This is a genomic window from Agrobacterium sp. P15N1-A, from assembly GCF_044626815.1.
GTDB lineage: Bacteria > Pseudomonadota > Alphaproteobacteria > Rhizobiales > Rhizobiaceae > Agrobacterium > Agrobacterium leguminum.
In genome coordinates, this window is sequence record NZ_JBIUPF010000007.1 from 216,648 (window position 1) to 229,074 (window position 12,427).

Here is a 12,427-nt window from a genome sequence, read left to right on the forward strand (position 1 = left end):
GCCTCAGCCCTGTTCCCGATTATTGAGTTTTTCGAGGTAGAGCAGGATGCCGCTATGATCGATATCGGCACCGCCGTCACCAACGAAGTCGTCGAACTCCCGCGTCACCTGCTGGGTAAGCGGCAGGTTGAGAGACAGATCCTTCGCCGTCGCCAGCACGCCATTCAGATCCTTGAGCTGGAACTTGGAGGGACCGCCCGGCACGAAATTGCGCTTCACCATGCGCTCGCCATGCAGTTCCAGGATTCGGCTTTCGGCAAAACCGCCGCGAATGGCGTTGCGGAACCCTTCGCGGGATGCGCCACCCGCCTCCACCAACATCATCGCCTCGGCAACCGCGCCGATGGTGATGGCGACGATCTGCTGATTGGCAAGCTTGCAGAGCTGGCCGGCCCCCGAGCGACCGACGTAGGTGAGGCGGCCCATCGGTGCGAAAACATCCGCAAGACCCGCGATCAGCGCCTCATCGCCACCCGCCATGATCGCAAGCGTACCGGCAGTCGCGCCCGGCACACCGCCGGAAACCGGCGCGTCGACATGATGAATGCCCAGCGCCTCAAGCCGGGAGGAATGTTCCCGCGCAATCGGCGGCGCAATTGAGCTGCTGTCGATGACGACCGCCCCCTTTTTCAGCGCTTCGGCGACGCCGGCCGCAAACAGCACCTCGCCTACCGCCTTTCCGTCGCTCAGCATGGTGATGACGATATCGGCGCCCTTGGCGGCTTCCGCCGGCGATGCCGCGACAACCGCGCCATCGGCAACCAGCGCCTCGGCCTTATCGACGCTGCGGTTCCAGACCGTGACCGAAAAGCCGGCGCCCAGCAGACGCCGGGCCATCGGCCCGCCCATCAGGCCAGTGCCGATAAAGGCGACAGACTGCTTCTTCTCCTCCCGGTGGACACTCATTTCAGCGAACCTCCCAGCTCGTCCTCGATATGAACCTGAATGATCTCTTCGAACGAGCTTTCAGCCGTAAAGCCCAGTTCGCGGGCGCGCTTGGCTTCGAAACCCGGCGCCCAGCCTTCGCACATGCGCATGATCATCTCGTTCGGCTCGCGGCGAATGAGGGCAACGGCCTTTTCGCCCGCGACCTTGCGTAACGCCTCGATCTGTTCGCCGACGGTGGCGCTGAGGCCGGGCATCGACAGGTTGCGGCGCGGGCCGACCTTTTCGACGTCGATCGTTGCGCCATGGATAAGGAAACCGACGGCGGAACGCGGCGAGGCATGCCAGTGACGAATGCTTTCCGGAACCGGCAGAACCGCTTCCTGCCCGACCAGCGGCTCGCGCAGAATATTGGAGAAGAAGCCGGAGGCGGCCGCATTCGGCTTGCCGGGACGAATGCAGATGGTCGGCAGGCGAATGCCGATGCCGTCAAAGAAACCGCGTCGGCTGTAATCGGACAGCAGCAATTCGCAGATCGCCTTCTGCGTGCCATAGCTGGTCAAAGGCGTGGTGTGGAATTCATCCGGGATCGGATAGGGGAGCGGCGCACCGAAGACGGCGATAGACGACGTGAAGACCACGCGCGGCTTGTAGCCGTCCTTACCATTGGCAATGCGGATGGCGTCGAAGAGATAACGCGTGCCGTCGAGGTTGATGCGGTAACCCTTGTCGAAATCGAGCTCGGCTTCGCCGGAGACGATGGCGGCGAGGTGAAAAATGGCATCGGGGCGGGCTTCCACCAGCTTTTCGGCCTCACCCGGCGCGGAGAGATCGGCGGCACGCGCATCGACCTTACCGGGAAAACCGGCGGGCGCTTCAGGCTGGAACACGTCGATGAGCGTGAACTTGTCGATTGGCTTGCCGCCAAGCGATCCATCCTTGACGAGACGCTGCGTCAGCTTGCGGCCAACCATGCCTGCGGCGCCGATGATTGCGATATGCATGTCTTCCTCCTCTTTGTCCCGGCCATTCTCCCGAGACCGAAAAAACACCATCGGCCAGTCGACCGATAAATTAGCTTGTAAGGTTGTCTGATAACCTTATATGATCGGATTGAAAATAGTATTTTTTCACAAACCGGCAAAAGCAAGGGCGAAACAGCCCTGTCCGGAAATTTAGGGCGGATTGGACGGAGAGGGTGGAATGACGATCGTGAGCGAAACCGATATCGAGGAATTGCGGTTCTCGTTGAAGAACAGGCTCGGCGAGGCTTTGCTGCTGACATCGCAGGAAGACATGCTGCGCTATTGCCGCGACTGGCACGGCGATGTCACCAGCTCGGCCGTGGCCGTCATCCGCCCCCGGTCGACCAAGGAAGTCTCCGACACCGTTCGCGCCTGCGCAGAACTCGGCCTCGCCATCATCCCCCAGGGCGGCAATACCGGACTGGTACTCGGTGGCATTCCCGATGCTCCCATGCATCAGGTCGTATTGAGCCTCGAGCGCATGAACGCCATCCGCACCATAGATAGCGACGATTTTTCCGCCGTCGTGGAAGCCGGCTGCATTCTCTCGGAGTTCAAGGATGCGGTTGAGGACAAGGGCATGTTCTTCCCGTTGTCGCTCGGCGCGCAGGGCAGCTGCCGCATCGGCGGCAACGTCTCCACCAATGCCGGCGGCATCAATGTCCTGCGCTACGGCATGACGCGCGAACTGGTGCTGGGTCTGGAAGTGGTCCTGCCCGATGGCACCATCTGGAACGGGCTGTCGACGCTGCGCAAGGACAATCGCGGCATCGATCTGAAGCAACTTTTCATCGGCGCGGAGGGAACACTCGGCATCATTACCGCCGTTGCTGTCAAGCTTTACCCCAATCCCGAACATGTCGAAACGGCACTGCTCGGCCTCAATTCGCTTGACGATGCCATCAAGCTCTACCGACGCGCACGCCGCGAATGCTGCGACCTGATGTCCGCCTTCGAATTCATGCCGCCCGTTGCCTTCACGCTGGCGATCGAAGCCATACCCGACCTCAAGATGCCGATCGCCGGCGATTATCCTGCCTATGTGCTGATGGAAATTTCCGGCTCGGGGCTGGTCGATACCGCCGACCTGATGGGACGCTTCCTCGAGGGCGTCATGGAAGACGGCCTGGTGCTGGACGGCGTCATCGCCTCCTCACGCGCGCAGGCGCAATCGCTCTGGCTGTTCCGCGAAGGCATGAACGAAGGCCAGGCGCTGCGGGGTGCGCATATGCGTACCGACATTTCCGTACCTTTGTCGAAACTCGCGGCTTTCGTGGCCGAAGCCGAGGCGGAACTGGCGGAAAAACTGCCCGAATGCCTGGCGGTTTCCTACGGCCATGTCGGGGACGGCAACGTCCACCTCAACGTGCTGCCGCCGAACGGTTCGACGCCGGAAGAGCGCGACGCCTTCATCTACAAGTCCAAGACACTCGTCAACGAGGTCCTCGACCGTTACGTCGGCAGCATCAGCGCCGAGCACGGCATCGGCCGCCTGAAACGCTCCGATTTCGAAAGCCGGCTATCCGACGTACAGCGCCGGATGATCACCGGCCTGAAAAACACCTTCGACCCTGATTTGCGGATGAATCCCGGTTGCCAGATAACCCTGCAACCGGATAGCTAATCGAGGAACGGCAAAGGCGGCCGAAAACGCCGCCTTTGAAACCCCGCTGACGGCGAAGGAGGAAGTCGCCTGCCGCGGGAAAACGAACCAATCGTTTCTGTGGAACGGGAGCAACCATGACGCTGGAGTTCAATCAGATACATCGCAACGACCATTTGCCCGGCCGGATCGCCGCGGAGATTGCGCGCGAAATCAATGATTCGAAGCTCGGACCGGGTGACAGGCTTCCGACCGAACATGTTCTGGCGAAAACCTTCGGCGTCAGCCGTTCGGTCATCCGCGAAGCGATCGCACAATTGCGCAACGAGGGCTTTGTCGAAACCCGGCAGGGCGTGGGCGCATTCGTCACAGATCCCCGGCAAAGACTGTCCATCCGCATCGAACGGTCGCGGCTGAACGATCCGGAAAATTTTCGCGATCTTTTCCAGCTTCGCATGCCGCTGGAAATAGAGGCGGCGGGGCTGGCCGCATTGCACCGCAGCCCGCAGCAGCTGACGCGGCTGGCGGCAGCTCTGGAAAAGATGAAAACCGCCGATGATTGGTCGACGGAAGGCGTTGCCGCCGATCTCGACTTCCATCGCATTCTCGCGGAAGCGACTGAGAACGAATATTTCCTGATGTTCCTCGGCTTCATCGCGGAACGCATCAGCTCCGCCATCAACATTGCTTTTTCGCGTGCGGTTTTTGGTGAAATTCTCGAGGTGACGATCGCCGAACATGTGGCAATCTACGAAGCCGTCGAGAAGGCCGATGCCACTGCCGCCAAGAACGCCATGCGCAAGCACCTGATCGGCGCAGCCAGCCGGGTCAATCTCGAACTGGATATCTTCTGAGCAGAAATGAACACGCCGGTAAGCTATACGACAGGTTTACGACTTTCCGGGAATTGAGACGCGAAACACGATAATTTTGTCGGCGAGGCCGCTAGACTCGTAGCAAAAGTCATACTAAGAAGAATGGGATTAAGTTGTCAGACATCCAGACAATAAGACCGCAGGAGGCGGCCTGTCGGATGCTGAAGGGGAGGACTATATGACCGGTACAAGGTCCATCGACGCTACCGCAATTTTGCCTGAAGATTTCGAAAACGCGCTGCTCGTCGGCCGCGTCTGGTCGAAAAGCGAAGGCGGCCCCTGCCCCGTCCTGCTGAAGGGCGGCGTGCTTTATGACCTCACTTCGATTTCCCCAACCATGTCCGAACTTCTGGAAAAGACGGATCTGGTTGAGCGGCTCGCCGACACCGGCACTTTCGTCGCACTCGGCGCACTGGAAGCTTTTCTGGATGGTTCCGCCGGCGAACTCCTTGCTCCCAACGACATTCAGGCCGTGAAGGCCGCCGGCGTCACCTTTGCCGACAGCATGCTGGAACGCGTGATCGAGGAACAGGCCAAGGGCGATCCGCTGCGTGCGCAGGAAATTCGCGGAAGGCTGGCGCCGGTTCTCGGTGACAATCTCAAGGGACTTGAGGCCGGTTCCGAAAAAGCTGCCGAAGTGAAGAAACTGCTCCAGGAAATGGGCCTCTGGTCGCAATATCTGGAAGTGGGTATCGGGCCGGATGCGGAGATATTCTCCAAAGCGCAGGCCATGGCTTCCGTCGGCTGCGGCGCGCTGATCGGCGTTCATCCGAAATCGCAGTGGAACAACCCGGAGCCGGAAGTGGTGCTGGCCATCACCTCCGATGGCCGCATCGTCGGCGCGACGCTTGGCAACGACGTCAACCTGCGCGACTTTGAAGGCCGCTCCGCCCTGCTGCTCAGCAAGGCGAAGGACAACAATGCATCCTGCGCAATCGGTCCCTTTATCCGCCTGTTCGACGGCAACTTCACCATTGAAGATGTGAAGAAGTCGCAGATATCGCTTCTGGTCGAGGGCGAAGACGGTTTCACCATGACGGGCGTCAGCCCCATGGAGGCGATCAGCCGCACGCCGGAAAACCTCGCTTCGCAGCTCTTGAACCGCAACCATCAATATCCTGACGGCGCCGTCTTTTTCCTTGGCACGATGTTCGCGCCGGTGAAGGATCGCCATGGCCCAGGCCTCGGCTTCACCCACTCAAAGGGTGACCGTGTCGAAATCTCCACGCCCAAGCTCGGTAAGCTGATCAACTGGGTCACCACGACCGACGAATGCCCGGAATGGACATTCGGCACCGCGGCCCTGATGCGCAACCTGGCGAAACGAGGGCTGCTCTAGATATTTCTTCGGGAGGGGAAAATGCAAAAGACCATCAATCTCTTTTACCGGATTCTCGAAATCATTCTCGTCCTGCTGCTCGCCGGCATGTCGATCATGGTCTTCGTCAACGTCGTCATGCGTTATACGATGAATTCCGGCATCAACGTCTCGGAAGAACTGTCGCGTTATTTCTTCGTGTGGCTGACCTTCATCGGCGCCGTGCTGACCTTCCGTGAGAACAGCCACATGGGCATCGAAACGCTCGTGATGTTTCTCTCCCGTCGCGCCCGCATCGTCTGCATGATCGCGTCGAACATCATCATTCTGGCCTGTTCCGCCATCTTCTTCTGGGGCACCTGGAAGCAGTCCGGCATCAATGCCAGCATGCATGCACCGGTTACCAAGCTGTCGATGATCTGGGTCTATGGCGTCGGCATGTTCACCGGCGGCCTGATGTTCATCATCGCGCTGGAACGCCTGTACCGTCTTTTGACGGGTCGCGTCACGGAAGACGAAATCGCCCAGTTCGCGGGCGAGAACCTGACGATCGAACAGCTTTCGGAGCGCTGATACCATGACACTTCTCGTTTTTATCGGCTCTCTGCTGGGAGCCATGGCGATTGGCGTTCCCGTCGCTTTCTCGCTGATGTTCTGCGGCGTCGTGCTCATGTGGTACATGGGCATGTTCAACACCGCGATCATCGCCCAGAACATGATTTCGGGCGCAGACACCTTCACGCTGCTCGCCATTCCCTTCTTCATTCTGGCTGGCGAACTGATGAATTCCGGCGGCCTGTCGCGCCGCATCATTGATTTCGCCATTGCCTGCGTCGGCCATATCAGGGGCGGCCTCGGCATCGTTGCCATCGTCGCAGCCATCATCATGGCCAGCATCTCCGGCTCGGCAGCAGCTGATACCGCAGCTCTCGCCGCAATCCTCATCCCGATGATGGCGAAGGCCGGGTACAATATTCCGCGTTCCGGTGGCCTCATCGCCGCAGGCGGCATCATCGCCCCGGTCATTCCGCCGTCCATGGCCTTCATCGTTTTCGGTGTCGCCGCCAACGTCTCGATCACCCAGCTGTTCCTTGCAGGTATCGTTCCCGGCATTCTGATGGGCATTTCGCTGATCGTCGCCTGGCTGATCGTGGTGCGCAAGGACAACATCAAGCCGCTGCCGAAAACCACCGCCAAGGAACGTCTCGTCGCCACCGCGCGTGCCGGCTGGGCGCTCGGCATGCCCGTCATCATTCTGGGCGGCATCAAGGCCGGCATCATGACGCCGACGGAAGCCGCCGTCGTGGCCGCCGCTTACGCGCTTTTCGTCGGCATGGTGATCTACCGCGAACTGAAGCCGGCGGATCTCTTCCACGTGCTTCTGCGCGCCGCCAAGAGCACCTCGATCATCATGTTCCTCGTCTGCGCAGCGCTCGTCTCCGCATGGCTCATCACGGCAGCGAACATTCCGAACGAAGTCGCAAGCTATATCGAGCCGCTGATTGATCGTCCGATGCTGCTGATGGTCGTCATCATGGTGCTGGTCTTCATCGTCGGCACCGCGCTCGACCTGACGCCGACCATCCTGATCCTCACGCCTGTTCTGATGCCCATCATCAAGCAGGCGGGCATCGACCCGGTCTATTTCGGCGTTCTCTTCATCATCAACAACGCCATCGGCCTGATTACCCCTCCGGTCGGCGTGGTTCTCAACGTGGTCAGCGGCGTCGGCCGCATCCCGCTCGGCAAGGTCACGATCGGCGTCTGGCCGTTCCTCGTTGCCGAAACCATCGTCCTGGCGCTGCTGGTGATTTTCCCGGACATCGTCCTCGTACCGCTGCAGTATCTTCGTTAATCCGCAACCGCTTCTCGAACACAATCCAAGGGAGGATATTATGAGAAAGCTTCTTCTGACCACCACGGCAATCGCATTCGCCGTTGGCGCCGCAGCTCCGGCAATGGCCGAATTCAACAGCCGCAATATCCGCGTTTCGAACGGCATCAACCAGGATCATCCGGTCGGCAACGGCATCAAGGCCATGCAGGCCTGCCTCGACGACAAGTCCGGCGGCAAGCTGAAGCTGACGGCATTCTGGGGCGGCGCTCTCGGCGGCGACCTTCAGGCAACCCAGGCCCTGCGCTCCGGCGTTCAGGAAGCCGTCGTAACGTCGTCCTCGCCCCTCGTCGGTCTCATCCCGTCGCTCGGCGTCTTCGACCTGCCGTTCCTCTTCGCCAACGCCAAGGAAGCCGATGCCGTCATGGACGGCGCCTTCGGCGACATGATGAACAAGAAGCTGGAAGAACAGGGCCTCGTAAACCTGGCCTACTGGGAAAACGGCTTCCGCAACCTGTCGAACTCCAAGCATGCCGTGAACAAGTGGGAAGATTTCTCCGGCCTCAAGGTTCGCGTGATGCAGAACAACATCTTCCTCGACACCTTCCAGAACCTCGGCGCCAATGCAACGCCGATGGCCTTCGGCGAAGTCTTCTCGGCGCTGGAAACCAACGCGATCGACGCGCAGGAAAACCCCTATGTGACGATCGACACCTCGAAGTTCTACGAGGTGCAGAAATACATCACCGAGACGAACCACGCCTATACGCCGTTCCTCTTCCTCTTCTCCAAGCCGATCTTCGACAGCTACACGCCCGAAGAACAGGCCGCCCTGCGTGAATGCGCAGTCGTCGGCCGCGACGAAGAGCGCAAGGTCATCCGCGAACTGAACCAGAAGTCGCTGGAGAAGATCAAGGCTGCCGGCCTCGAAGTGAACACGCTGTCTGCAGAAGAGCAGACCCGTATCCGCGAAAAGTCGATGGTCGTCTACGAAAAGCACAAGGCTGAAATCGGCGCAGACGTCGTCGACGCCGTTCTGGCGGACCTGAAGAAGATCCGCGGCCAGTAATCCTTACCGGATACAATTGAAAACACCCGGAGGTTCCGCCTCCGGGTGTTTTTGTTTGTGAAAATCGCAGATGGAAAAAGGCTGCCGAAGTAGCCTTCCCAGAAGATCAGGACGCGGTGCGGTTCTGCCGGTTGGCGATAAGGTCTTCGACCACTGCCGGATCGGCGAGCGTCGACGTATCCCCCAGCGCACCAAAATCGTCCTCGGCGATCTTGCGCAGGATGCGCCGCATGATCTTGCCGGAGCGGGTCTTGGGCAGGCCCGGCGCGAACTGGATCTTGTCAGGTGTCGCAACCGGTCCGATCTCGTTGCGCACGTGCTTCACCAGCTCTTCGCGCAGCGCATAGTCGCCATTCTGGCCCGCCATCAGCGTGACATAACAATAAATGCCCTGGCCCTTGATGGCATGCGGATAACCCACCACGGCCGCTTCCGAAACGAGGTGATGAGACACCAGCGCCGATTCCACCTCGGCCGTGCCAAGGCGGTGACCGGAAACGTTCAGCACGTCATCGACGCGGCCGGTGATCCAGTAATAGCCGTCCTCGTCACGCCGGCAACCGTCTCCGGTGAAGTACTTGCCCTTGTAGGTCGAGAAATACGTATCGACAAAGCGCTGATGATCGCCATAGACGGAGCGCGACTGGCCCGGCCAGCTATCGATGATGCAGAGATTGCCGTCAGCAGGTCCTTCCAGCACATTGCCCTCGGCATCGACAAGCTGCGGCTGCACGCCGAAGAACGGCCTTGTGGCCGAACCGGGTTTCAGATCGGTCGCGCCCGGCAGCGGCGAGATGAGAATGCCGCCGGTTTCCGTCTGCCACCAGGTGTCGACGATCGGGCTCTTGTCCTCACCGACCACATGGTAATACCACTCCCATGCTTCCGGATTGATCGGCTCGCCGACCGTGCCGAGAAGCCGCAGGCTCTCGCGCGAGGAGCGCTGGACGAACTGGTCGCCCGCCCCCATCAGCGATCTGAGCGCCGTCGGCGCGGTGTAAAAGATATTGACCTTGTGCTTGTCGATGACTTCCCAGAAGCGGCCCTGATCCGGGAAATTGGGAACGCCTTCGAACATCAGCGTCGTCGCGCAGTTCGCAAGCGGCCCATAGACGATATAGGAATGGCCGGTGACCCAGCCGACATCGGCCGTACACCAGAAAACCTCACCGTCCTTGTAGTCGAAGACATATTCATGCGTCATCGACGTATAGACGAGGTAGCCGCCCGTTGTGTGCAACACGCCTTTCGGCTTGCCGGTGGAGCCGGACGTATAGAGGATGAATAGCGGGTCTTCCGCCCGCATCTTCACCGGCGGGCAATCCGGCTTCACGGTGGCGATTTCCTGATGGTACCAGATATCGCGGCCGGGCGCCCAGCCGGTCTTGCCGCCGGTGCGGCGCACCACCAGAACCTTGTTGACGATGACATATTGTTTGGCGGCGATATCGATCGCCTTGTCGGTATTTTCCTTGAGCGGGATCGGCTTGCCGCCGCGCACGCCCTCATCGCAGGTGATGACGAAGGTGGACTGGCAATCGACGATGCGGCCCGCCAGCGCTTCCGGCGAGAACCCGCCGAACACGACGGAATGGATGGCGCCGATGCGGGCGCAGGCGAGCATCGCGTAAGCCGCTTCGGGTATCATCGGCATATAGATGGTGACGCGGTCGCCCTTCTTGACACCGTGCTTCTTCAGCACATTCGCCAGACGGCAGACATAGTCATAGAGCTGGTTATAGGTGATCTTCTTATCGATATAGGGGTTGTCGCCTTCCCAGATGATCGCCGTGCGCTCGCCATGCGTCTTCAGATGCCGGTCGATACAGTTATAGGAAACGTTCGTCAGGCCGTCCTCGAACCACTTGATCGGCACCCTGCCCTTGAAAGACGTGTTCTTGACCTTGGTATAGGGCTTGAACCAGTCGATCCGCCGGCCGTGCTTGTCCCAGAACTTTTCCGGATCCTCGACGCTCTCCTGATACCATTTCTGGTAACGCTCATTGTCGATGAGCGTGCGGGCCTTCGCCGATTTGAGAACCGGGTAGATTTTGGCAGACATGAACTCCTCCTGGAACCGATATGGCTTCTGACGTGGCCCGAGACTCCCACCTCAGGCATGTGTTGAATTCATAGCAGTTCAAATCCGCACGGCAATTAGACAAAGGTCATTTGTTTCGCAAAGAATTGCAATTCTGATGCAATGCGGCTATAGAGCCCCCATATCCCGGAAATTAGTGGTTGATACCCACGGCCCGCGACACCGGCGCGGACGGACAGAAGGACTGTATCTATGGCTCAACAATTGCTCATGCCAAAGGCTACGGCTGTATGGCTGGTTGACAACACCGCGCTGTCGTTCGATCAGATCGCCACGTTCTGCAAACTGCATCCGCTTGAAGTCAAGGCGATTGCCGACGGTGAAGCCGCACAGGGCATCAAGGGTCTCGATCCGATTGCAACCGGACAGCTCTCCCGCGACGAGATCGCCCGCGCCGAAGCCAACCCCAACCACAAGCTCAAGCTTTCCGAGCCGAAGGTCCGCGTACCGGAATCCAAGCGCCGCGGCCCGCGCTACACCCCGGTTTCCAAGCGTCAGGACCGTCCGAACGCCATTCTCTGGCTCGTTCGCAACCACCCGGAACTGAAGGATGCGCAGATTTCGCGTCTCGTCGGCACCACGAAATCCACCATCGAGCAGATTCGCGACCGTACCCACTGGAACTCGGCCAACCTGACGCCGATGGACCCGGTGACGCTCGGCCTCTGCAGCCAGATCGATCTCGACCTCGAGGTCGAACGCGCATCGCGCGGCCGTCCGCTTCCGACCGCGGAAGAACTCGACAATACGCTGCAGCCGGCAACGGCGACGGAAGGCCTGGACTACAGCTTCCAGCGCGAGGAAGACGAGCAGATCGACGCCGATGCGGTCTTCAAGAAGCTCAGCTCGCTGAAGTCTACGCAGAAGGACGAAGACGAGGACGATCACTACTGATCGAACGTCTTTTAGAGTTTGAAAACCCGGCCTCAGCGCCGGGTTTTTTATTTGCAGCCTTATCGCGTACCAAAGATCGCCGAGCCTACACGGACACTCGTTGCGCCGAATTCCACGGCAGTTTCGAAATCGCCCGACATGCCCATGGAAAGCTTCTCAAGCCCACATTGTTTGGCAAGCTTCGCCAGAAGCGCAAAATGCGGACCCGGATTTTCATCCGCCGGCGGAATGCACATCAGTCCTTCGACCTGCAATTTCAGCTCATCCCGACAAAAGGCGACGAATGCAACTGTCTCACGCGGATCGATACCCGCCTTTTGCGGCTCAAGCCCGGTATTGACCTGCACATAAAAACGAAGGCTGCGACCCTGTTTGCCGCATTCCTCGGCAAGCGCGCGGGCGATCTTCTCCCGGTCGACGCTCTGCACCACATCAAACAGCGCCACGGCATCCGCCGCCTTGTTGGACTGTAGCGGGCCAATCAGATGCAACTCGATATCAGGCGTCTCCTCTTTAAGCGCCGGCCACTTGCCCTGCGCTTCCTGCACGCGGTTCTCGCCGAACAGGCGCTGGCCCGCATCTATGACCGGCTGGATCGCCTCCGCGTCGAAGGTCTTCGAGACCGCGACGAGGGCAACATCCGCCGCCTTGCGTCCGGATTTTTCCGCAACATCGGCAATGCGCTGCCTGACATCCTCAAGACGTGCTTCGATTTCCATCACAAGACCTTCATTTGAACCATTCGCAACGCTAACTAGACGCCGATTGCCTTGATGCCAAGCGGGTTTAGCACCATTTGAGGCACGCTGGCCAAGATTGAACG

11 protein-coding genes are annotated in these 12,427 nt (G+C 59.7%); 7 read left to right on the plus strand and 4 right to left on the minus strand.

The window, feature by feature from the left end; genetic code table 11:
- Positions 1 to 3: 3 nt before the first annotated feature.
- On the minus strand, positions 4 to 906 hold the full coding sequence (locus tag ACIK7D_RS22135; protein WP_400157363.1) for an NAD(P)-dependent oxidoreductase: 903 nt from the start codon (positions 904 to 906) through the stop codon (positions 4 to 6).
- Positions 903 to 1,889 carry a D-erythronate dehydrogenase gene (gene denD, locus ACIK7D_RS22140; protein ID WP_127756504.1) on the minus strand — a complete coding sequence of 329 codons (987 nt, stop codon included), beginning with the start codon at positions 1,887 to 1,889 and terminating at the stop codon, positions 903 to 905. Before denD ends, ACIK7D_RS22135 begins: the two co-directional genes overlap by 4 nt.
- Positions 1,890 to 2,088: 199 nt before the next feature.
- Between denD and ACIK7D_RS22145 the strand changes: the two genes are divergently transcribed.
- From ACIK7D_RS22145 to ACIK7D_RS22170, 6 genes are all read left to right on the plus strand, one after another.
- Positions 2,089 to 3,534: an FAD-binding oxidoreductase gene (locus ACIK7D_RS22145; RefSeq protein ID WP_400157364.1), complete on the plus strand. Its 1,446-nt coding sequence runs from the start codon at positions 2,089 to 2,091 to the stop codon at positions 3,532 to 3,534.
- A gap of 116 nt (positions 3,535 to 3,650) precedes the next feature.
- Positions 3,651 to 4,367, plus strand: coding sequence for a FadR/GntR family transcriptional regulator (locus tag ACIK7D_RS22150; protein WP_003520305.1), 717 nt, complete (start codon positions 3,651 to 3,653; stop codon positions 4,365 to 4,367).
- A 199-nt stretch (positions 4,368 to 4,566) separates the two neighbouring features.
- The gene (locus ACIK7D_RS22155) at positions 4,567 to 5,727 is read left to right on the plus strand and encodes a fumarylacetoacetate hydrolase family protein (RefSeq protein ID WP_003520304.1); all 1,161 of its coding nucleotides are present in this window, start codon (positions 4,567 to 4,569) and stop codon (positions 5,725 to 5,727) included.
- A gap of 21 nt (positions 5,728 to 5,748) precedes the next feature.
- Positions 5,749 to 6,279, plus strand: a complete 531-nt coding sequence (locus ACIK7D_RS22160) for a TRAP transporter small permease (protein ID WP_080815535.1) — start codon at positions 5,749 to 5,751, stop codon at positions 6,277 to 6,279.
- 4 nt (positions 6,280 to 6,283) lie between these two features.
- Positions 6,284 to 7,561: a TRAP transporter large permease gene (locus ACIK7D_RS22165; protein ID WP_080815533.1), complete on the plus strand. Its 1,278-nt coding sequence runs from the start codon at positions 6,284 to 6,286 to the stop codon at positions 7,559 to 7,561.
- Positions 7,562 to 7,601: 40 nt separating this feature from the next.
- Positions 7,602 to 8,609, plus strand: a complete 1,008-nt coding sequence (locus ACIK7D_RS22170) for a TRAP transporter substrate-binding protein (protein WP_080815532.1) — start codon at positions 7,602 to 7,604, stop codon at positions 8,607 to 8,609.
- Between the two features lie 106 nt (positions 8,610 to 8,715).
- On the opposite strand, the gene acs is transcribed toward ACIK7D_RS22170, so the two are convergent.
- Positions 8,716 to 10,671 carry an acetate--CoA ligase gene (gene acs / locus ACIK7D_RS22175; protein WP_003520300.1) on the minus strand — a complete coding sequence of 652 codons (1,956 nt, stop codon included), beginning with the start codon at positions 10,669 to 10,671 and terminating at the stop codon, positions 8,716 to 8,718.
- Between the two features lie 231 nt (positions 10,672 to 10,902).
- Here acs and ACIK7D_RS22180 point away from each other — a divergent pair, with 231 nt between their 5' ends.
- Positions 10,903 to 11,604: a DUF1013 domain-containing protein gene (locus ACIK7D_RS22180; protein ID WP_003520299.1), complete on the plus strand. Its 702-nt coding sequence runs from the start codon at positions 10,903 to 10,905 to the stop codon at positions 11,602 to 11,604.
- Between the two features lie 59 nt (positions 11,605 to 11,663).
- Here ACIK7D_RS22180 and ACIK7D_RS22185 read toward each other — a convergent pair whose 3' ends face one another.
- Positions 11,664 to 12,323, minus strand: a complete 660-nt coding sequence (locus ACIK7D_RS22185) for a YggS family pyridoxal phosphate-dependent enzyme (RefSeq protein WP_400157365.1) — start codon at positions 12,321 to 12,323, stop codon at positions 11,664 to 11,666.
- Positions 12,324 to 12,427 lie beyond the last annotated feature (104 nt).